The organism is Acidovorax sp. WCS2018Noco2-16 (genome assembly GCF_031843945.1).
In the GTDB taxonomy this organism is placed as follows: Bacteria; Pseudomonadota; Gammaproteobacteria; order Burkholderiales; family Burkholderiaceae_C; genus Paracidovorax.
In genome coordinates, this window is sequence record NZ_JAVTJJ010000001.1 from 467,439 (window position 1) to 488,165 (window position 20,727).

The 20,727-nt window shown below is 64.3% G+C and carries 15 protein-coding genes and 2 pseudogenes; 5 read left to right on the forward strand and 12 right to left on the reverse strand.

Features of this window, described 5'->3' with window-relative positions:
* Positions 1–17: 17 nt before the first annotated feature.
* The 4 genes from RQI28_RS02060 to RQI28_RS02075 are packed head-to-tail and all read right to left on the reverse strand — an operon-like array spanning position 18 to position 5,663.
* Positions 18–1,667: a dipeptide ABC transporter ATP-binding protein gene (locus RQI28_RS02060; protein ID WP_311220928.1), complete on the reverse strand. Its 1,650-nt coding sequence runs from the start codon at positions 1,665–1,667 to the stop codon at positions 18–20.
* On the reverse strand, positions 1,664–2,782 hold the full coding sequence (locus RQI28_RS02065) for an ABC transporter permease (protein WP_311220929.1): 1,119 nt from the start codon (positions 2,780–2,782) through the stop codon (positions 1,664–1,666). Before RQI28_RS02065 ends, RQI28_RS02060 begins: the two co-directional genes overlap by 4 nt.
* Positions 2,748–3,785: a microcin C ABC transporter permease YejB gene (locus RQI28_RS02070; RefSeq protein WP_311220930.1), complete on the reverse strand. Its 1,038-nt coding sequence runs from the start codon at positions 3,783–3,785 to the stop codon at positions 2,748–2,750. The genes RQI28_RS02065 and RQI28_RS02070 overlap by 35 nt, the downstream gene beginning before the upstream one ends.
* 36 nt (positions 3,786–3,821) lie before the next feature.
* A complete protein-coding gene (locus tag RQI28_RS02075) occupies positions 3,822–5,663 on the reverse strand; it encodes an extracellular solute-binding protein (RefSeq protein ID WP_311220931.1) in 1,842 nt (613 codons plus the stop codon).
* Between the two features lie 114 nt (positions 5,664–5,777).
* Between RQI28_RS02075 and fabI the strand changes: the two genes are divergently transcribed.
* A complete protein-coding gene (gene fabI, locus RQI28_RS02080; protein WP_311220932.1) occupies positions 5,778–6,575 on the forward strand; it encodes an enoyl-ACP reductase FabI in 798 nt (265 codons plus the stop codon).
* Between the two features lie 62 nt (positions 6,576–6,637).
* Positions 6,638–7,534: a DNA ligase gene (locus tag RQI28_RS02085; RefSeq protein WP_311220933.1), complete on the forward strand. Its 897-nt coding sequence runs from the start codon at positions 6,638–6,640 to the stop codon at positions 7,532–7,534.
* Between the two features lie 83 nt (positions 7,535–7,617).
* Here RQI28_RS02085 and RQI28_RS19695 read toward each other — a convergent pair.
* From RQI28_RS19695 to RQI28_RS02115, 6 genes and pseudogenes are all read right to left on the reverse strand, one after another.
* A pseudogene (locus tag RQI28_RS19695) lies at positions 7,618–7,722 on the reverse strand (aminotransferase class V-fold PLP-dependent enzyme); the annotation flags it as partial.
* Between the two features lie 234 nt (positions 7,723–7,956).
* A complete protein-coding gene (locus RQI28_RS02095; protein ID WP_311220935.1) occupies positions 7,957–8,754 on the reverse strand; it encodes a MetQ/NlpA family ABC transporter substrate-binding protein in 798 nt (265 codons plus the stop codon).
* Between the two features lie 158 nt (positions 8,755–8,912).
* Complete coding sequence (locus RQI28_RS02100; protein WP_311220936.1) at positions 8,913–10,487, reverse strand: methyl-accepting chemotaxis protein; 1,575 nt, start codon at positions 10,485–10,487, stop codon at positions 8,913–8,915.
* Positions 10,488–10,621: 134 nt separating this feature from the next.
* Positions 10,622–11,287 (reverse strand): methionine ABC transporter permease, encoded by a 666-nt coding sequence (locus RQI28_RS02105; RefSeq protein WP_311220937.1) that lies wholly within the window; start codon positions 11,285–11,287, stop codon positions 10,622–10,624.
* Between the two features lie 4 nt (positions 11,288–11,291).
* On the reverse strand, positions 11,292–12,371 hold the full coding sequence (locus tag RQI28_RS02110) for a methionine ABC transporter ATP-binding protein (protein WP_311220938.1): 1,080 nt from the start codon (positions 12,369–12,371) through the stop codon (positions 11,292–11,294).
* Positions 12,372–12,615: 244 nt separating this feature from the next.
* Entirely contained in the window at positions 12,616–14,748 is a 2,133-nt protein-coding gene (locus tag RQI28_RS02115) for an ATP-binding protein (RefSeq protein WP_311220939.1), read from the reverse strand.
* Positions 14,749–15,042: 294 nt separating this feature from the next.
* On the opposite strand from RQI28_RS02115, the pseudogene RQI28_RS02120 reads away from it, so the two are divergent.
* A pseudogene (locus RQI28_RS02120) lies at positions 15,043–15,285 on the forward strand (molybdopterin-dependent oxidoreductase); the annotation flags it as partial.
* An 89-nt stretch (positions 15,286–15,374) separates the two neighbouring features.
* Here the strand turns inward: RQI28_RS02120 and RQI28_RS02125 are convergent.
* Positions 15,375–16,610: an MFS transporter gene (locus tag RQI28_RS02125; protein WP_404976843.1), complete on the reverse strand. Its 1,236-nt coding sequence runs from the start codon at positions 16,608–16,610 to the stop codon at positions 15,375–15,377.
* A 98-nt stretch (positions 16,611–16,708) separates the two neighbouring features.
* Here RQI28_RS02125 and RQI28_RS02130 point away from each other — a divergent pair, with 98 nt between their 5' ends.
* Positions 16,709–17,644 (forward strand): LysR family transcriptional regulator, encoded by a 936-nt coding sequence (locus RQI28_RS02130; protein ID WP_311220940.1) that lies wholly within the window; start codon positions 16,709–16,711, stop codon positions 17,642–17,644.
* Positions 17,645–18,375: 731 nt separating this feature from the next.
* Complete coding sequence (locus tag RQI28_RS02135) at positions 18,376–18,990, forward strand: hypothetical protein (RefSeq protein WP_311220941.1); 615 nt, start codon at positions 18,376–18,378, stop codon at positions 18,988–18,990.
* Between the two features lie 171 nt (positions 18,991–19,161).
* On the opposite strand, the gene yjjJ is transcribed toward RQI28_RS02135, so the two are convergent.
* The gene (gene yjjJ / locus RQI28_RS02140; RefSeq protein WP_311220942.1) at positions 19,162–20,520 is read right to left on the reverse strand and encodes a type II toxin-antitoxin system HipA family toxin YjjJ; all 1,359 of its coding nucleotides are present in this window, start codon (positions 20,518–20,520) and stop codon (positions 19,162–19,164) included.
* Positions 20,521–20,727 lie beyond the last annotated feature (207 nt).

A 20,727-nucleotide genomic window follows, 5' to 3' on the forward strand; every position in this document is an offset into this window, starting at 1 on the left:
CGCAGATCGTCGAGCAGTCAGTCCACCAAGGCAGCAGCCACCAATGTCTGCGTGTAGGGGTGGTGTGGCGCATCCAGCACTTGCGCAACTGGGCCGGCCTCCAGCACCTCGCCATCTTTCATCACGATCACGTCATGCGCCATGGCGCGAATGACGGCCACGTCGTGCGTGATCAGCAGATACGACAGGCCACGTTCCTTCTGCAGCCGCTGCAACAAGGACAGCACCTGCTGCTGAATGGTCACGTCTAGCGCACTGGTGGGCTCGTCAAGCACCAGCAGTTGCGGCTGCACGATGAGTGCACGGGCGATGGCCAGCCGCTGTCGCTGCCCACCGGAAAATTCGTGCGGATAACGCGCCAGCAGGCCAGGGAACTGCGCATCCGTCAGGCCCACGTCGGCCAGTGCCGACTCCACCCGCGTGCGGCGGTCGGCCGGAGGCAGCTTGCGCTCATGCACGCGCAAGCCTTCGCCCACGATCTCTTCCACCGTCAGGCGCGGAGACAGCGACGAGAACGGGTCCTGGAACACCACCTGCACCCGCCGGCGCAGCGCCTGATTGGCCGGCGTGTTGCGCTGGGCTGGCAACTGCCAGGCTTGGGCTTCGATGGACAGCTCCCCCTGATGCGGCAGCAACCCCAGCAGCGCCTGAGCCAGTGTGGATTTGCCCGAACCCGATTCGCCCACCACGCCCAGGGTGCGCCCTGGCGCGATGGAAAAGTCGGCCGATTGCACGGCCACGAACTCGCCCTTGCCGAACCAGCCGCGCACACCGGGCAAGGGCGTCGGGTACGCCACGCGCAGGCCACGCGCTTGCGCGGCAGGCACGGCATCGGCAGCCACCGGTAGTTCAGCCACGTCGCGCACGGGCACGCTGCCCATCAAGCGCTGCGTGTACGGATGGCTCGGCGCGCTGAATACCTCACCGACAGCGCCCTGCTCCACCAGCACGCCCTGCTCCATCACCGCCACGCGGTCGGCAAAACGGCGCACCAGGTTCAGGTCATGCGTGATGAGCAATACAGCCATGCCGGTCTGGCGCTGCAAATCTGACAGCAGATCGAGGATCTGGCCGCGCAAGGTCACGTCCAGCGCCGTGGTGGGCTCGTCGGCCAGCAGCAGTTGGGGGCGGCTGGCCAACGCCATGGCGATCATCGCGCGCTGGCGCTGGCCACCCGAGAGCTGGTGGGGAAACGCGCGTGCGCGCCGTGCGGGTTCCGGAATGCCGGTGCTTGCTATTAATTCAATAGCTGCCTGCGCTGACTGGGTGTGCGTTAGAGCCTGTTTCAGCTCCAAAACCTCGGCAATCTGATCACCCACGGTCATCAAGGGGTTCAGTGCGGTCATCGGCTCCTGGAACACCATGGCGATATCGCCACCGCGCACGCCGCGCATCTCGCGCTCGCTCAATTGCAGAAGGTCGCGCCCACCCATCCACGCCTGGCCGGTGATGCGCGCATCGCCCGCCAGCCGCAGAAGCGACAGCGCCGTGATGGTCTTGCCCGAACCCGATTCGCCCACCAGCGCCAGCTTTTCGCCGTGCGCGATATCGAAGCTGACGCTGCGCACCACCTCTTTGTCGCCGAACTGCACGCCCAGGTTTTGCACCCGCAGCAATGGCTCGGTGGCGCCACTGCGGCCTGTCATCGCGGTTTGTCGCTCGCTCATCGGTCGGCCTTGCGGGGGTCGAGGGCGTCGCGCAAGGCGTCGCCCATGAAGGTCAGCAGCAGCAGCGTGATCACCAGTGCGGCAAAGGTAAAGAGCGAGATCCACCAAGCGTCGATGTTGTTCTTGCCCTGGCTCAGCAACTCGCCCAGGCTCGGCGTGCCCGGTGGAACGCCCAGGCCGAGGAAGTCGAGCGACGCCAGCGCGAGGATGGCCGCACTCATTCGAAACGGCAGGAAGGTGACGACCGGCGTCATGCTGTTGGGCAAGATGTGCCGCCAGATGATCTGCCCGTTGGACACCCCCAGGGCGCGCGCGGCCTTGACGTAGTCGAGCTGCCGGTTGCGCAGGAATTCTGCGCGCACATAGTCCGACAGGCCCATCCAGCCGAAGAGCGACAGCAGCACCAGCAGCAGGCCCACGCTGGGCGCGAAGATGGCGCTGAAGATGATGAGCAGATACAGCTCGGGCATGGAGCCCCAGATCTCGATGAAGCGCTGAAACGCCAGGTCGGTCTTGCCACCGAAGAAACCCTGAATGGCCCCGGTCACGATGCCCAGCACGACGCCCACCGCCGTCAGCGCCAGCGCGAACAGCACGCTCACGCGAAAGCCGTAGATCAGTTGTGCCAGCAGGTCGCGGCCACGATCGTCCGTGCCCAGCCAGTTCTGCTGCGTGGGGCCGGACGGGTTGGGCGACTCTGCGAAATAGTTGAGCGTGTTGGGCCCGTAGCGATTGAGCGTGTACAGCGCCCAGTTGCTGCCCTGGCTCAGTCGCTGCTGGATGAACGGATCGAGATAGTCGGTGGGCGTATCGAAGTCACCGCCAAACGTCTTCTCGGAATAGTCGTGCAGCATGGGCAGATAGGTCTGCCCCTCGTAACGCACGATCAGCGGCCGGTCGCTGCTGAGCACCTCGGCCACCAGGCTCAACCCCACCAGCACACAGAACAGCACCAGGCTCCAGTAACCGAGCCGATTGCGCTTGAAGCGCAACCACGCGCGGCGCCCGGGTGAAAGAAATGGTGAGGCCACCGGAGACGGCGTGCGACCTGGCGCGGCGCCGGCGCCCGGCCCAGGGGGGTTAGTCAAATTTGACACGCGGATCCACCCAGACATAGCAGAGGTCGCTGATCAGCTTGGTGACGAGCCCGATCAGCGTGAAGAGATAGAGCGTGCCCAGCACGACGGGATAGTCGCGGCGGATCACGCTCTCGTAGCTCAGCAGACCCAGGCCGTCGAGCGAAAACAGCGTCTCGATCAGCAGCGAACCGGCAAAGAAGGCGCCGATGAAAGCGGCCGGAAAGCCGGTGATGATCGGAATCAGCGCATTGCGGAACACGTGCTTCCACAGCACCTGGCGCTCGCTCAGGCCCTTGGCGCGCGCCGTCAACACATATTGCTTGCGAATCTCTTCCAGAAAGGCGTTCTTGGTCAGCATGGCCGTGACGGCAAAGCTGCCCAGCACCATCGCCGTGACCGGCAAGGTGATGTGCCAGAGGTAGTCGGTGATGCGCGCGCCCCACGACAACTCTTCCCAATTGGCCGAGGTCAGCCCCCGTAGCGGAAACCACTGCAGCTGCCCGCCGAAGATGACCAGCAGCGCCACGCCCAGCACGAAGCCCGGAATCGCATAGCCCACCAGCACGATCAGCGTGGTGACGAAGTCGAACCGCGAGCCCGCCCGAACGGCCTTGGCCACGCCCAGCGGCACGGCGACCAGATAGCTGATGAAGAACGTCCACAGCCCCAGGCTGATGGAGACGGGCAGCTTTTCCTTCACCAATTGCCACACGTCCTTGTTCTGGAAAAAGCTCTTGCCCAGATCGAACCGCGCGAACTGGCCCAGCATCTGCACGAAGCGCTCGTGCGCGGGCTTGTCGAACCCGTACAGCGTCTTGATCTGCTCGAGCCGCTGGGGGTCCACGCCCTGCGCACCGCGATAGGCGATCCCACCCCCTTCGGCCCCGCCCGCTCGGCCGCCCATGCCGGCCTTGGCCTCGGCCATGTACTGCTCGACTGGGCCACCCGGCACAAACTGGATCACAACGAAGGTCAGCAAAAGCACACCCAGCAAAGTGGGCAGCATGAGCAAGACGCGCTTGAGGATGTAGGCAAACATGGTGGAGCGGTGTTGCTGCGATTGAGGTGGCCAAAGCTAGGGCTTCGCGGGCGCTGGCGCGGTCTGCGCTGGCGCGCGGGCCCACCAGGTGTCGATGGCCCACGCCTCTCCGGGCGAGTACGGTGGCAACACCTCGGGCCGCGCCAGCCGCCAGCCGTTGTAGACCATGCGGTGGGAAGCGGCATACCACTGCGGAATGAGATAGTGGCTGCTGACGATGATGCGCTCCAGCGCATGGCACGCAGGCAGCAGTTGCTCTTCGGTCTTGGCGCCGACCATGTTGCGGATCATGGCGTCCACCGCCCGGTTCTTCACGCCCGGAAAGTTGCCCGAGTCTTCGGTGTCGGCCGCCTCGGAGCCGAACAGGTCGGCAAACTCCTGGCCCGGGTTGTTCGAGCCCTGATAAGCAATGGTGGTGATGTCGAACTCAAACTTTTGCAGACGCTGCTGGTAGAGCGCGAAGTCCACCGAGCGGAAGTTCAGCGTGACGCCCAGCTTCTGCAGATTGCGGATCCAGGACGACAGCGTGCGCACTCCGCCCTCGTTGCTGTCGAGGTATTCCAGCACCAGCGCCTGGCCCTGGGCATTGCGCAACACGCCATCACGCACCTCCCAACCCGCGTCTTTCAGCAAGCCTTGAGCACGCCGCAGGTTGTCGCGCAGCGATGACGGCGGATCGGTGCTGGGCGGCGCGCTGATAGGGCCGAAGGCAGTCGGTGGAATGTCCTTGCGGTACGGCTCCATCAGCGCCAGTTCTTGCGGGCCGGGCGAGCCATGCGTCTCGCACGCCGTGTTGCCGAAGAGGCCGTGCACGCGTGCGTAGCTGCCATAGAACAGCTGGCGGCTCATCCACTCGAAGTCCATCGCCAGACCCAGCGCCTCGCGCACCCGCACGTCTTGCAGCAATGGCCGGCGGGTGTTGAGCACGTAGCTTTGAAATCCCGAAGGCAGCTTGTGCGCAAAGTCACCCTTGACCAGTTCGCCCGAATCGAATTTGCGGCCGTTGACGCGGCGCGCCCAGTCTCCGGCGCTGAAAAAGCGCATCAGGTCGAACTCGCCCGCCTTCAAGGCCTCGAGCCGCGCGGTGTTGTCCTTGTAGATCTTGACCAGGATGCGGTCGAAGTTGGCGGTGCCGCGGCGCACATTCAAATCGCGCGCCCAATAGTTCGTGTCGCGCACGTAGGTGATGTCTCGGCCGAAGTTCACCGGCCCGATCTTGTACGGCCCGCTGCCGATCGGGATGTCCATCACCACCTGGTCGAAGGGTTTGGCACGGCCGTTTTCGACGCCCCAGTCGCGGCTGAACACCGGCAGGCCGCCGACGGTCAGCGGCAGCTCGCGGTTGGGCTGCTTGAACCGGTAGCGCACGGTGCGATCGTCCAGCACGTCGATGCCGGCCACGTCGATCAGCGCCGTCTTGTATGCGGGCGAAGTGAAGGGGCCCATCAGCGTGTCGTAGCTGAACTTCACGTCTTGCGCCAGCACCGGCTTGCCGTTGTGAAAGCGCGCCTCAGGCCGCAGCCGGAAGGTGGCAGACAGGCCGTCGGCCGCCACATCGATGTCTTCGGCCAGCAATCCATACCCGGTCGCCGTCTCGTCCATCGAGCCGATCAACAGCGTGTCGAACATCAGCGACGACAGGTATGCCGGGGCATTGCCGCGAATGGTGAAGGGGTTGTATTTGTCGAAGGTGGATACGCGCAGGTTGCTTACCAGGCGCAGTTCGCCGCCCTTCGGCGCTGCCGGGTTGACGTAGCCGAAGTGGCTGAAACCGGGCGCGAGCTTGGGCGCTCCCCAGAGCGCGTACGCATGAGAACCCCAGGCAGGCGCAGCGCATACAGCGCTCGCCGTCAGCAGACAGATCGTCCAAAACCGCATGCGACAATTCTGCACTACACCGGCGGCTGTACGGCCCGGCATCCACGCTTTTACAGGCGGGTCGCCGCAAGTCATCAGCCCGCCACATCAATCGCATCCCCCAGGAGAACAACAATGGGTTTTCTGACCGGCAAGAAGCTGCTCATCACCGGCGTGCTGTCCAACCGCTCCATCGCCTACGGCATCGCCAAGGCCTGCCACGCACAAGGCGCAGAGCTGGCCTTCAGCTACGTCGGCGAACGCTTCAAGGATCGCATCACTGACTTTGCGGCCGAGTTCGACTCCAAGCTGGTGTTCGACTGCGACGTGGCGAGCGACGAGCAGATCGAGCGCATGTTCGCCGACCTGTCCGCCACTTGGCCCAAGTTCGACGGCTTCGTGCACAGCATCGGCTTCGCGCCGCGCGAAGCGATTGCCGGCGACTTTCTCGAAGGCCTGTCGCGCGAGTCGTTCCGCATTGCCCATGACATCAGCGCCTACAGCTTTCCGGCGATGGCCAAGGCCGCCCTGCCCTATCTGAACGACAAGGCGGCCGTGCTGACGCTGAGCTATCTGGGCGCACTGCGCGCGGTGCCCAACTACAACACCATGGGCCTGGCCAAGGCCAGCCTGGAAGCCAGCGTGCGCTACCTGGCCGAATCGCTCGGCCCCAAGGGCATGCGCGCCAACGGCATCAGCGCCGGCCCCATCAAGACGCTGGCCGCCAGCGGCATCAAGGACTTCGGCAAGCTGCTGGGCACCGTTGCCAATGCGGCGCCCCTGCGCCGCAACGTCACGGTCGACGACGTGGGCAATGCCGCTGCGTTTTTGCTGTCCGACCTGGCCAGCGGCGTAACGGCGGAAATCATGTACGTGGACGGCGGCTTCAGCCAGACCGGCGGCATCAGCCGCGACAGCGCCAACCTGGCCTGATACAAGCCAAAAATGCCTCTAGCGCTTATCCATCAAGCGCGAGCAGCTATCAAATTAGTAGCATGACGATATCACGACGCGTGCTGCTGTGTTGGGGCGCTCTGGGCTGCGGAGCGGCCATCGGTGCCTTTGCGCCGGTGGCAGCGCTTGCGCAATCCGCAGCAGCACCGCCCGCCGTGTGGCTGGCCAACCGCTACCGCGCCGGCATGCCGCTGCAGGACTACTGGGTCAGCGAAAAGTACGACGGTGTGCGCGGTAACTGGGACGGCCACACGCTGCGCACGCGCGGCGGCGAAACCATTCAAGCGCCGGCTTGGTTCACACAAGGGTGGCCCACCACGCCGATGGATGGCGAATTGTGGGCCGGCCGCGGCCGCTTCACCCACGCGCAATCCACCGTCCGCCAGCAGCAGCCGCAAGACGCTGCCTGGCGCCACATCGCCTTCATGGTGTTCGACCTACCGGCGCATGCTGGCAACTTCGACGACCGCCTGCCAGCCCTGCGCGAGCTGGTCGCGCGCATCGGCCAGCAATGGGTGCAGGCCGTGCCGCAACACCGCATCGCCACCGATGCTGAACTGCAGGCGCTGCTGCGCCGCACCGTGCGCGCCGGCGGCGAAGGGTTGATGCTGCACCGGGGCAGCGCGCCCTACCGCAGCGGCCGCAGCGACGACGTGCTCAAGGTCAAGACGCATGACGACGCCGAAGCACGCGTCATCGCCCATCTGCCCGGCCAGGGCAAGCATGCAGGCGTTTTGGGCGCGCTGTTGGTGGAAACACTCGAAGGGCAGCGCTTCAAGCTGGGCACGGGTTTCAGCGATGCCGAACGGCGCGCACCTCCACCCATAGGCAGCTGGGTGACCTATCGCTTCCGGGGCACGCACGACGGCGGTCTGCCGCGCTTTGCCAGCTATCTGCGTGTGCGGGAAGACATGGCGCCCGGCGTGAAGCCCCGATAAAAAAAGGCGCGACACCCTGCGGCCCCGCGCCCTTGCGCTGCTGCGGCAGGGTTAACGGCCCGCAGGGCGTCGTGACGCCAGTGCGCGATCAACCGGTCGATTTCATCGAACGTGTTGTAGAACGCGAGCGACGGCCGCACCGTGGCCTCGACGCCGAAGCGACGCAGGATGGGCTGCGCGCAGTGATGGCAGCACGGGCAGGCTGGCGGCCAGTGCGGCCATGACCACGCCACGGCGCGTGGACGACAAAGACCGAGATGGGCCGCGCGAGCCGTTGAGTGGAGAGGTCATGGAGTGAAAGCGAAAAAACGCTGAAGCAAAGTGAAGAAAAAGAAAGGCCGCCCGCTTCTTCGAAAGATGCGTGCGGCCTTGAGCGGCTGAGAAAGCGAAGTGAGAAAAAGCGAAAACCGCCAGCAGCAGCCTTACCAGCCGGCCAGTACCGCGCCCTTGAATTCCGTCTGAATGAACTGGCGCGTCTCTTCCGACTGGTAGGCCTTCACCAGCTTGGCCACCCAGGGCTTGTCCTTGTCGGCCTCGCGCACGGCGATCAGGTTGACGTAAGGGCTCTTGGCGCTTTCCTGCCCGATGGCGTCCTTGGCGGGGTTCAGGCCAGCCGACAGCGCGAAGTTGGTGTTGACCGCCGCAGCGTCCAGGTCATCCAGCGACCGGGCCAGTTGGGCGGCGTCCAGTTCCACGAAGCGCAGCTTTTTGGGGTTGCTCACCACATCCAGCGGCGTGGCCTTCAGGCCAGCGCCCTCCTTCAGCTTGATGAGTCCCTTCTCCTGCAGCACCAGCAGCACGCGGCCGCCGTTGGTGGGGTCGTTCGGAATGCCGAAGCGCGCGCCTTCCTTCAGGTCTTCGAGCTTCTTGACCTTCTTGGAATACAGGCCGATGGGGAAGTTGACCGTGTAGCCCACGGACACCAGCTTGTAGCCCCGGTCTTTGACCTGAACGTCCAGATACGGCTTGTGCTGGTAGCTGTTTGCGTCAAGGTCGCCCGATGCCAGCGCGGCGTTGGGTTGCACGTAGTCGCTGAATTCGACGATCTGGATCTTCAGGCCGTCTTTTTCGGCCGTTTTCTTCACGTTTTCCAAAATCTGAGCATGCGGGCCGGCCGTCACGCCGATCTTGATCGGCTTGTCTTGCGCCAGCACCCCGGAAGAGAAACTGGCAGCCAGAGACAGTGCGAGAGTGGCTTGAAGCAGGGAGCGCTTGTTCACGGGAAAACACCTTGTGTATGAAGATGTTTTGATAGTAGGCGTTCTGGCTTAACACCCAAAAGAATAGATTTTCATTTCTTAAAATAGATTCGTGCATATGGAGCGGATCTTTATATAAGCCCGCACGCCCCACCGCCACCCCTACGCCTCCCGCTTGACTACGCCCGGCTCAGCTTGAACACGCTCACCACCTGGGCCAGATGGGCCGCCTGCGCCTTCAAACCTTCGGCCGCGCCCGCACTGTGTTCGACCAGCGACGCGTTCTGCTGCGTGGCCCGGTCCAGTTGCATCACGGCGTCGCTGACCTGCGCAATCCCGCTGGTCTGCTCCATGGTGGCAGCGCTGATCTCGGCGATCAGGCCTGCCACGCGCTGCACTTGCGTGACGATGTCGGTCATCGTGGCTCCGGCATCCCCCACCAGCCGCGAACCCTCCTCCACCTTGCCCACGCTGCTGTCGATCAGTGCCTTGATCTCCTTGGCGGCGCCGGCGCTGCGCTGCGCCAGGCTGCGCACTTCGCTGGCCACCACGGCAAAGCCCCGGCCCTGCTCGCCCGCCCGGGCGGCCTCCACGGCGGCGTTCAGCGCGAGGATGTTGGTCTGGAAAGCGATGCCATCGATCACGCCGATGATGTCGGCGATCTTGCGTGAGCTGGCGGTGATGTCGTCCATCGTCGCCACCACCTGGCCCACCGCCACGCCACCCTTTTCAGCCGCAGCGCTGGCCGACGCGGCCAGTTGCGTGGCCTGACGGGCCGAGTCGGCGTTGTTCTTGACCGTGGCGGTCATCTGTTCCATCGACGCCGCCGTCTGCTGCAGGTTGGCGGCCTGTTCTTCCGTGCGCTTGAGCAACCCCGCGTTGCCGCTGGCAATTTCCAAAGAATCTGTCGCCATGGAATTGGAAGCCGCACGCACTTTGCCCACTACCGTCGCCAGGCTGGCCTGCATGGCTGCCAGGGACGCCATCACGCTGCCGTCGAGCGCCCGCGCCCTGTCGATACCAGGCGTCGGGCTCAGGTCGCCGGACGCCACCTGGCTGGCGACCTCGGCCAGCCCCTGCGGCTCAGCACCCAACTGGGTCACGATGCTGCGAGAAACGAACCAGGCCACCGCCCCGCTCAGCATCAGCGCCAGCACCAATGCCGTCAACATCACGACGAGAAAGCCGCCGGCATGTTCCAGTGCGGTCTTGTTCTCGGCCTGAATGCTGGCTTCGACGAAGTCGATGAGTTTGTTGATTGCCGCGAGCCACTGCACGTACTGCGGTTTGGCCTGGCTCCACAGCGCATCGCGGGCAGCGGCATCGCCGGCCTCGGCCTGCGCGACGATCGACCGCGTGGTGGCTACGGCCTGCGATTCGATCTGGCGGATGTCGGCGTAGAGCTTCGCCAGTTCGGGCGCGGCGCCCGGGCGAGCGATCAACTTTTCCAGCGGGCCGGCCGATTGGGCATAGAAAGCCGCCAGCGCGGTAATGGTGTCGATTTCTTTTTGCCGCTCAGCAGGTGTGGTGCTCAACACCACATCTCGCACGGCGATGGCGCGATCGTGGGCCGAGCCCCGGAAATTGATCGCATAACGCTGCACCAGCACATGCTCGTCGCTGTTGGCGTGCAGCGCCGTATTGACCACGTCGACCTTCACCAGCGCAATGCCCGTCACTACGACAAGCACCGCAAGAATGAGCCCGAACCCTGCGTAAAGCCGCCTCGCCACCGTCATCCGAGAGAACTGCATGAAATCGCCTTGTAAACAATTGTTTCAATCGATTCTAGGGTTTGCAGTCAAAGTCGGGTGACGGGAATTGCTATGACCTTATTAGTCGTCAGCGTGAGCGGCGCCGCACAAGAACGCGCAGCGCAAATCATGGCTCAGCGGTGGCTCAGCCGCCGCACTGCCCAGTCGCCCAGGCTCTGCACGGCCTGCACGAAGAAGATCAGCACCACCACCACGGCCAGCATGATGTCCGGCAGAAAGCGCTGGTAGCCATAGCGAATGCCCAGGTCGCCCAGCCCGCCGCCTCCGATGGCACCCGCCATGGCCGAATAGCCCGTCAGGCTGACGAAGGTGATGGTCAGGCCCGCCACGATGCCGGGTAACGCCTCGGGCAGCAGCACCTTCCAGACGATCTGGCTGGTGGTTGCACCCATGGCTTGCGCCGCTTCGACCAGGCCGTTGTCCACCTCGCGCAGCGAGGCCTCCACCAGCCGTGCGATGAAGGGCGCGGCGGCGATGGTGAGCGGCACCACGGCAGCCGCCGTGCCGATGGACGAGCCCGTGACGAAGCGGGTGAAAGGAATGATCGCCACCAGCAAGATGATGAACGGCGTGGAACGCACGGCGTTCACGATCCAGCCCACCGTCTTGTTGACGCCGCCGTTTTCCAGCACCCCGCCCTTGTCCGTCAGCCGCAGGAACACGCCCAGCGGAATGCCCAGCAGCGCGCCCGCCACGCCGGAGATGCCCACCATGATGAGCGTCTCCCACAGCGAGGTGACGAACAGCTCCAGCATCATTTGCGAAAAATTCTCGAACATCGTTTCAGCCCTCCAGGCCCAAGGCCGTGCCTTTACCGGCTGCGGCCACCTTCACCTCGTCCACCACCACACCTTCGGCACGCAGTTGCGCCACCGCCACCGCCAGCCGTGCGGGGTCGCCGCTGGCGTACACCGCCAGCGACCCAAAAGTCTGGCCCTGGATCTCGTCGATCTGCCCGTGCAGGATGGACAGGTCCAGTCCGTGCTCGCGAATCAGCCGCGACAGGATGGGCTGGTAGGCGCGCTCTCCTGAATACGACAGGCGCAGCAACTCGCCCGTCTCCCCAGCGGTTAGTTGGCTCGCCAGGTGGCGCACATGGTCCAGCACGCTGGCAGGCAGCTCCTGCGGCAGGATCTCGTCGATCAGGCTCTTGGTGATGGACTGCTGCGGGCGCGTGAACACGTCCAGCACCGGTCCTTGTTCCACGATGCGACCCGCGTCGATCACCGCCACGCGGTCGGCCACCTGCTTGATGACCTGCATCTGGTGCGTGATGAGCACCACGGTCAGGCCCAGTTCCTTGTTCACCTGCCGCAGCAGCGCCAGGATGGACCGTGTGGTTTCCGGGTCCAGCGCCGACGTGGCCTCGTCGGACAGCAGCACCTGCGGCCGGCTGGCCAGCGCCCGGGCGATGCCCACGCGCTGCTTTTGCCCGCCGCTGATCTGCGCCGGGTAGCGGTCGGCCAGGGCCGACAGGCCCACCAGCTCCAGCAGCGGATTCACACGCTCGCGGATGGCCGCCTTGTCCATGCCTGCCAGCTCCAGCGGCAGCGCGGCGTTGTCGAACACCGTGCGCGACGACAGCAAATTGAAATGCTGGAACACCATGCCGATGCCGCGGCGCGCCTCGCGCAGTTGCGCATCGTTCATCTGCACCAAATCACGTCCGCCGACGATCACCTGGCCTTTGGTCGGCCGGTTCAGCAGGTTGATGACGCGCACCAGCGAGCTCTTGCCCGCGCCGCTCTTGCCGATGATGCCGAACACCTCGCCCGGCTGAATGTGCAGGTCGATGCCGCGCAGCGCCTCCACCGGCCCTTGCGAGCCTTGGTAAATCTGGGTGATACCCCGTAAATCGATCATGTGAGAAAAAGCAAAGCGCCTGGCGGCCAAGCGCGCGGCGACGCTGTGTGCAGGGTTCAAAAGGGGTGGAATGTAAGAGGCCCGGGTGGATGCGGCAACCAACCAATGGTTGGGTGGATAGACGCTGCCGTTATTTGCAGCGTGTTAGCGCATCACCGGGGCTCGCGTCGTCTGCTATTTTTATTATAGCTATTAGCGCTTATCCAGTAAGCGCTAGAGGCCTAAAACACCTGAAGCTCCCACCTCAGGGATGGGGGTAAAGCCCGCCCGAGATGGTGTCCGGCTCGGCCCCGCCGTCACGCTCAAAACGTGCGGGCATGGGCGGCGCCAGCGCTCCCATCACCGTGCGTACCTTGGCGACCAGCGCCTGCGCGTCGAAAGGCTTGACCAGCAATTCCATCTGCGCACCCAGAAAGTTGGGGTTCATGGCGGCCTGCTCGGCATAGCCCGTCATCAGAATCACCCGGATGCCGGGCAGCTTCTCGCGGGCAAAGTCCGCCACCTGCCGGCCGTTCGGGCCGGGCAGGCCCACGTCGGACAGCAGCAGGTCGAAATGCAATGCGCCCGACAGCAGCGCCATGGCCTCGGTGCCGCTGGCGGCCTGCATGACCTGAAAGCCCATGTCGCGCAGCAGCTCGACGGCCAGCGACCGCACGGTCTCGTCGTCTTCCACCACCAGCGTCGAGTCAGGGCGCTTGTCGGCCGGCTGGCTGTCCAGAAAGTCCTGCGCTGGCTGGTCCAGCGACGCCTCGGTGCGCACAAAGTACAGGTGCACGCGCGTGCCCTCGCCCACCGTGCTGTCGATCACCGCCATGCCGCCCGTCTGCCGCATGTAGCCGTAGATCATCGACAGCCCCAGCCCGGTGCCCTGGCCGATGGGTTTGGTGGTGAAGAAGGGGTCGAACGCCCGGTCGATCACGTCGCGCGGCATGCCCATGCCGGTGTCGGCCACGGTCACGCACACGTAGTCGCCCGGCTCCAGGCCCTCGTGCAGGCCGGCCTGCTGCGACCCCAGCGAGCAGTTGCGCACGCTGATGCGGATCTGCCCGCCGGCTGGCATGGCGTCGCGGGCGTTGATGGCCAGGTTGAGGATGGCGCTCTCGAACTGGTGCGCGTCGGTCAGCGCGCGCCAGCAGTAGGCATCGACATCCATCGTCAGACCGATGTTTTCACCGCAGGTTGTGCGCAGCACCGGCTCCAGCCCCTGCAGCGACTCGCCCAGATCCACCGCGCGGGACGCCAGCGGCTGGCGGCGCGAAAAAGCCAGCAGCCGCTGCGTGAGTGAGCCGGCCCGTTTGGCCGCTGACAGCCCCGCCTCCACATAGCGCCCGATGTCGCCGTAGCGCTGCTGCGCCATGCGTTGGCGAATCAGTTGCAGCGGCAGCACAACGCCCTGCAGCATGTTGTTCAGGTCGTGCGCAATGCCGCCGGTCAACTGGCCGACGGCTTCCATCTTCTGGCTTTGGCGCAGGCGCTCCTCGGCGTCGTGCAGCGCCTCTACCTGCGCGCGCTCCTGCGTCACGTCGCGCCCCACGCCCTGGATGAAGCCCTCAGCAGGCACCGCCGTCCAGGCGATCCAGCGGTCGGCGCCGCTGCGGTGGCGGTAACGCTGCGTGGTCTGGCTGCGCTCTGCGCCGCTGCGCAAACTGCCCAACTCGGACAAGATGTTGCCGGTCTCGTCGGAATGCGCGAACGACAGGATGTGCCTGCCCACGGTTTCTTCCTCGGACCAGCCCAGCGCAGCGGTCCACGCCGGGTTGACGGTGACGATGACGCCGTCAAAGCGCAGCACGATCAGCAGCGCCTCTGCGCTGTGCCACAGCCGGTTGCGGTCGGCGGTACGGGCGGCCACCTGCGTCTCCAGCGACATGTTCTGGTCGCGCAGCCGGCGCTCGGCGATCACCTTGCCGGTGGTTTCCAGCACGGTGTCCAGCAGGCCGACCACATGGCCGTGCTCGTCGCGCAGCGGGCTGTAGCAGAAGGTGAAGAACGCCTGCTCGGACACGCCGTAGCGGTTGATCTGCAACTCGTAGTCTTCGATGAAGGTGGAGTCGCCGGCGTAGGCACTCTCGACGATGGGCAGGATGGTGGGCCAGATTTCACCCCACACCTCGCTGCAGGGACGGCCCAACGCCTCGGGCTTCTCGCCCAGGATCGCCCCGTACGCGTCGTTGTAGAACAGGAATTGCTGCGGCCCCCACATCAGGCACGCAGCTATGCGGTTGGCCAGCATCGACTCCAACGCCATTCGCAACGCGAGCGGCCATTGCTCCATGGGGCCCAGAGGATGCCGATGCCAATCGTACTGGCGCACCTTCGCGCTCATCTGGCCAGGAGCTTTCGGAAAGTCGGGCGGCGATGACGGGACAGCAGACATGAAAAGTGAGCGAGCGGCGCGGGCAGGCGCGAGTGGGAAGACCAGCGCCGCTTGCACGGCGCCCAGGGGCCTAAAGTCTAAATGCGAATCTTCGCCGCCCGCTTTACCCTGCCCGGCCGTGCGTTTCTGCGGCCGCTCCACCTGCGCTTGCCGCGCCGCCATGGCGCACCTGCATGGCCAACACGGTCACGGCCCCAATTCATTTCGCTATGTTTTTAATAGCGTACTGCGCTTACACATCAAGCGCTGCAGGCCCTTTTGACCCCAAAACCGGTCAGCGCACGGCCACGCCCCGTTCACCTGTTGCTGCGCGCGGTGGACGGCTACACCGTCGCCGTGAGCCTGGCCGACGCACGGGCCTGGCGCATGATCGTCGCCACCCACATCGACGGCCAGCCCATGGCCCTTGGCGGCCTGGGCCCGCAGTGGGCGGTGTACGACGCCGACGTGCTGCCCGCCTTCAAGGACAAGCCGGTGAAGGAACGCTTTGGCGTGTGCCCCTGGGGGCTGTATCACATCGAGGTGAAAACGGCCTGAGGGTCTGCAGTGCTCTTTTTTCGATAGCTGCCAGCGCTTATCCCATAAGCGCTAGAGCCCTATTTCTTCCATAAATCATCTGTGCCGCATTAACCGGTCCGCCGCGCCATCCGTACCGCCAGCGCGGCCAGCGACCCCGCCGTGGCCAGGCCCACCACGCCCAGCCAGCCCCACTGCGCCAAGGCCAGGCTGCCCAGCGCGGCCCCCGCCGACATGCCGATGAACATGCCCGTGAACAGCAGCGCATTGAGCCGGCTGCGCGCGGCAGGGTCGATGCCGTACACGATGGTCTGGTGCGCCACCAGCGTGGCCTGCACGCCGAAGTCGAAGCCGATGGCACTGGCCACGATCAACGCCAGCTGCGCCTGGGCCGGCAGCAACGGCGCCAGCGCCATCAAGGCGAACGATGCGGCCGCCAGCCCGGCGCCGTAGCGGGTCACCACCTCGGGCCCGCGCTTGTCGGCCAGGCGACCGGCCAACGGCGCAGCCAAGGCACCCGCCGCACCGGCCAGGCCAAACGCCCCGGCCGCCGCCGTGCCCAGGTCAAACTGGTGGTGCAGCATGACCGCCAGCGTGGACCAGAACGCGCTGAAGCCCACCGCCAGCAGCCCCTGCGCCCAGGTCGCGCGGCGCAGCGCGCCGTGCTGGCGCCACAACGCCACCATCGAGCCGAGCAGCGCGCCGTAGCCCAGCTGCGTGGTGGGTGCAAAACGCGGCAGCCCGCGCCACACCGCCACCGTCAGCAGCGCAATCGCCACGGCCGCCGCCACATACACCGTGCGCCAGCCCCACTGCTGCGCCACAAAGCCGCTGACCACGCGCGACAGCAAGATGCCCAGCAGCAGCCCCGTCATTACCGTGCCCACCATGCGACCGCGCTGTGCGGCCGGGGCCAGCGTGGCTGCGGCCGGCACCACGTCTTGCGCCACCGTGGCCGCCAGGCCCACGGCCAGGCTGGCCGCCAGCAGCGCGCCCATGCCCGGTGCCAGCCCGCTCAGCAGCAAGGCGAGCATCAGCGCCACCGACTTGATGACGATGATGCGGCGCCGGTCATACCGGTCACCCAGCGGGGCCAGCAGCAGAATGCCCAGCGCATACCCCAGTTGCGTGAGTGTGGGCACCAGGCCCACCACGCGGCTGTCGGCCTGCATGTCGGGCCCCAGCACGCCCAATATGGGCTGGCTGTAATAGAGCGACGCCACGCTCAGGCCCGCCGTGGTGGCCAACAGCAGCAACAGCGGCGTGCTTACCGCACCCTCGGCCGGAGGCTGCTCTGGCGCCGCGCCCATGGCAGGGCTTGCATGCACGTTTCGAATGGAAGACATCTCGACACCTGTTCAGCAAAAAGCAATGCCGCGATTGTTCTTGCGCGATCGCCCTATGGGTAGTGGGCTGGGCTGCAGATTTGTTATACGCTGGGCGCATGACCATCGCCCTGCCACCTGGCGCCGACCGCATCGAGCTGATGCAGACCTTCATCCGCATCGTGGAGACCGGCAGCCTGTCTGCCGCAGCCCAGCAACTGGGCACCAGCCAGCCCACCGTGAGCCGCCGCCTGCAGGCGCTGGAGCGCAGCCTGGGCATCAAGCTGCTGCAGCGGTCCACCCATGTGATGAAGTTGACGGAGGACGGCGAACGCTGCTTTGCCCACGCCAAGGCCCTGCTGGAAGACTGGCGCGCCATGGAAGACGACCTGCGCGGCACGGCCGACACCCCGCGCGGCACCCTGCGCGTGCTGGCGCCGCACGCCTTCGGGCAAGACCAGTTCATCGCCCCGCTGATGGGCTACTTGCACCGCTACCCCGAGGTGGATGTGGAGTGGATGCTGCACGACCGCCGCCCCAACTTCATCGCCGAAGGCATCGACTGCGCCATCCAGGTCGGCGCCGTGGACGACCCCTCGGTGGTGGCAGTGCGCCTGGCCGAAATACCCCGCATCGTGCTCGCCTCCCCCGCCCTGATGGCCGGCCGGCCGACGCCAGCACATGCGCAGGACCTGCAGCAACTGCCCTGGCTGGCGCTGAGCACGTTCTACCGGCGCGAAGTCACGCTGACGCACGAGCCCAGCGGCGAAGCCCACACCTTCGGCATCACGCCCCGGCTGGCGACGGACAGTCTGTACGCCCTGCGCAGCGCCGCCCTGGGCGGGTTGGGGGCGTGCATTTCATCGGCGTGGATCGTGGATGCGGATGTGCGCCAGGGGCACCTGCTGCATCTGGTGCCGACATGGCATGCGGCGCCGCTGCCGGTGTACTTGGTGTACCCGTATGCGCGTTTTTATCCGGCGCGGTTGCGGTTGTTTCTGGAGGCGATGCGGGGGGCTATGCCGGGGTTGGTGGGGATGCGGGCGGTGGGGTGAGTAACTGCCTGTGGGGCAAGTGAAAACAGACTCTCAACGTCGTGTGGAGAATGATCGGGTGGTCTAACCAATCGTTGATGTTTGAATTCATGGCGCCTAGTTGCGATTAAACGCGTCGGACCTCGCCTTCTGCCAAGCAGCCACGGAATACCATTCCTCTCTTCGCAATCGATCCGGGCATATTGTGGTTTTTGAGAGCAGTACCCCAAGCCTATCGAAGCAGTACCGCTCGGCGTATAGGCTTAGATGCCAAGTTGCCACTGCCAGCGATTTCGACCGTTCTGCGACCTCATCGAACGAAGGAACTTCGACGCGAATTGCTTCAAATCCATGCATAAGGGCCATGAATCTTCCGGCCGTATTCATGCTAATTGCGGGGGCTCGCGCCGTAATGAGAAAAGTCAATATCTCCCAAGCCTCATTTTCCATAGGGAGGGCGGCTGCTACAGCTCGTTCCATTACAGATTCCACATTCGAGGTAGGTACTGCATAGTCAAGGGGTTCCATAGCCATATACGGTGGATTTTCATTATCTAAGGGATACCTGCGCGAAAAAATAGACTTTCCTTCTACGCAGCCGTGGCTAGAACGAAATAACACGCTCTGTCGGGAAAGGAGTGATAGACAAAAGCGCACCCGATCGAACTGATTTGAAATTTTTTCCAATTCCGTCGGGGGGCATTTAAAAAAATGGTCGCAAATGTACCTGCAACTCCACTAAAGGTATCGGCTTGGTGATCGAAAACAGAGTTCCAATAACGATAAAAGGTGATGAGCCCGATTTCCGTCTCAATACCAAATATTGGATGAGCATCAGCCAACTTCCCTCAGCCAAGAGGACGCATTTTTTGCGTCAACTTTGGATTAGTCAGATGAACAGTGAAAACTTCCTCTTTTGGGATATTTTCTATATTCTTCGATCGGCTTATATCCAGCCATTCAATATGCAACAGTTCGATTACAGAACGGCCGAACTCTGTCAAATTTGCGCTTGTCTGTGTGTATCACTGCCAATGCAGCCCTCTCATATGAACAGTAATGGGGCCAGGAGGGCGTTGCGTAGTGCCTTCAAACGTGCACGCATTGGCAAGCGAGGGGGCCGGCATTGCCGAGTGAGGAATGGAAAGCTCAACAAATATTCGTTCGTGACTAGCTACAGGAAACGAAAGTCGGCAGTGCACACCTATTGTGTTGCCATGTTCATCTTTCAATTTGCCATCAAGCTCAAGTTCACGTGGGTGCATGAAATGCCCTGCCATGTTGCCTTCCATTACCGTTTTGTGTCTTTCCCAGTCTATCTAAGCAAACAGGCTCTGATCCCTGTAGTTAAAGTCAGCCGCCACTGATCATTTCGTCATCTCACACACAACCGCTACGAGCCCCGCCTTCTATTCCGCCGTCGCAGGCGACACGGCTGCGGTGGTGCAGCATGCGCCCATCTACTCACCGCCATGCAGCAGCTTGACTGGCGAGGCGGCGGCAATGTTGGAGGTCACCCCGCCACCCCGGTAACCCCCTCAAAGCACGAGCCGCCCAACACGCTCTGCCGCCACCGCCACATGGCGCAGCAACTCAGCCTTGCACACGTCGAACCCCGCGCTGAATTCATCTTCGTCCTCCAACCGGCGAACAAACACCTGCGCCATCACAAGCGCCTCTTTCCAAGCCGCCGCGCTGACCTGCTCCCCCACCGTCAGTTCAAGCGCCCGATCTGGCAAGCCTCCTCCGGCAGTGGGTGCAAACGCCATGGGCGTCATGTCATAAGCCGGCGCCAGTTCATAAGGCCTGCGCCCGTCTGACAAACACGAGAGATTGCCGCTGTGCATGTCGGTGTTGCCGATCAGGGTGCCAAACGCCCACAGCAGACAGGCGGTGTCAAAGGCCTGGGGGGTGATGACCCCTTCCTTCAACAACCCCCTGGCGATAACCGGCCAGTTGCCGCCGCTGCCGACAAATTCGGCATCCAGCGCCGCGAAGGAGTGCAGCGCCCTTCGTCCGCGAGTACCCAGCCGGTCAAACCGCTGCACTTCCAGAAATCGTTGCGTGCCGTGCATCCAGGTCATTGACTGCGCGGCAGCCACGCTATGGTCCCGCAGCACCTGCAGCGCGATGTGCTCGGCCAGCAGCAGGTCGCGCCAGCGCTCGCTGACGGGGGTGTCGAGTTCTGCGGTGAACTTGACCATCACGTGCGCGGCGGTGCCATCGGCATGCTGTGCGTAGGCGGTGAACTTGGGCTGCTCGCCGGCGGCTGAGGAGCCCGCCACTTCGCCGCGCGCGGCCATGTCGGCAAGCTGGGCGTAGGTGTGCAGCTTTTGCGCGGCTGCCATCGGCACAGGGTCGGGCGCGTTGACGAACTGGTCGCGCGCTATGCGGCCGATGAGCAGGTTGCCGGGCATGTCGTCGCCCTGGTCGAGGATGGCGCGCAGCGCGTGGGTGTCGCTCCAGTCACCCAGCCGCTCGGGCAGGCCCAGGCGCTGGCCGTGCCGCTGGCAGTACGCGCGCCCCAGGTAACCCTGCGGGCGCATGTCGTAGATCCACCAGGGCAGGCCGTCGCTGTGGAGCCTAGCCCCACCCGCCTCGATCATGACAAAGCCATCTGGGCTGACCGGAACCAGGGTGCCTAGCGTTTCCAGTGCGCCCTGGGCGGTGACGCGGTACACCGTGGCCCGCAGATCGGCGCGCAGGTGGTCTCGAAGCGTGTATTGAATAGATCTCGCAGCGCCAAAATGCACCACCTCTTCACCCAACGCACTGAGCGCCCTGGACACCGTGGGCTGGCTGATTTTCAGTGCCTGACCCAGTGTCTGCGCCCGGGCGGGGCCGGAGCGCAGCAGGTTTCGGATCGCATCGGCATGGGTCTGGGCGGCGGATGGCATGCGCTCAGAATACCCCCTTTTTGAATCAAAATTTGAATAGATAAAAGAATAGATATTTGACAGATTTCTTCAATCTCGAAAATGTCCGTTTGGTTTGGGCTTGTTCAAACTTTGCGCAGCCCCTCAAAATTTCCGGGTGAACGGTCTAAGCATGTGCTGCCAGATCCGTCGTTATGGGGAGGGTTGTGGCATCAGTGTCGGCCTAAA

What these genes read in the sequence shown, in the direction of transcription:
- yjjJ (WP_311220942.1), bottom strand. Translation starts at nt 20,520, where the DNA reads ATGCCATCCGCCGCCCAGACCCATGCCGATGCGATCCGAAACCTGCTG.
- RQI28_RS02115 (WP_311220939.1), bottom strand. Translation starts at nt 14,748, where the DNA reads ATGTCTGCTGTCCCGTCATCGCCGCCCGACTTTCCGAAAGCTCCTGGC.
- RQI28_RS02070 (WP_311220930.1), bottom strand. Translation starts at nt 3,785, where the DNA reads ATGTTTGCCTACATCCTCAAGCGCGTCTTGCTCATGCTGCCCACTTTG.
- RQI28_RS02110 (WP_311220938.1), bottom strand. Translation starts at nt 12,371, where the DNA reads ATGATCGATTTACGGGGTATCACCCAGATTTACCAAGGCTCGCAAGGG.
- RQI28_RS02130 (WP_311220940.1), top strand. Translation starts at nt 16,709, where the DNA reads ATGACCATCGCCCTGCCACCTGGCGCCGACCGCATCGAGCTGATGCAG.
- fabI (WP_311220932.1), top strand. Translation starts at nt 5,778, where the DNA reads ATGGGTTTTCTGACCGGCAAGAAGCTGCTCATCACCGGCGTGCTGTCC.
- RQI28_RS02065 (WP_311220929.1), bottom strand. Translation starts at nt 2,782, where the DNA reads ATGTCTGGGTGGATCCGCGTGTCAAATTTGACTAACCCCCCTGGGCCG.
- RQI28_RS02100 (WP_311220936.1), bottom strand. Translation starts at nt 10,487, where the DNA reads ATGCAGTTCTCTCGGATGACGGTGGCGAGGCGGCTTTACGCAGGGTTC.
- RQI28_RS02085 (WP_311220933.1), top strand. Translation starts at nt 6,638, where the DNA reads ATGACGATATCACGACGCGTGCTGCTGTGTTGGGGCGCTCTGGGCTGC.
- RQI28_RS02125 (WP_404976843.1), bottom strand. Translation starts at nt 16,610, where the DNA reads ATGTCTTCCATTCGAAACGTGCATGCAAGCCCTGCCATGGGCGCGGCG.
- RQI28_RS02060 (WP_311220928.1), bottom strand. Translation starts at nt 1,667, where the DNA reads ATGAGCGAGCGACAAACCGCGATGACAGGCCGCAGTGGCGCCACCGAG.
- RQI28_RS02075 (WP_311220931.1), bottom strand. Translation starts at nt 5,663, where the DNA reads ATGCGGTTTTGGACGATCTGTCTGCTGACGGCGAGCGCTGTATGCGCT.
- RQI28_RS02105 (WP_311220937.1), bottom strand. Translation starts at nt 11,287, where the DNA reads ATGTTCGAGAATTTTTCGCAAATGATGCTGGAGCTGTTCGTCACCTCG.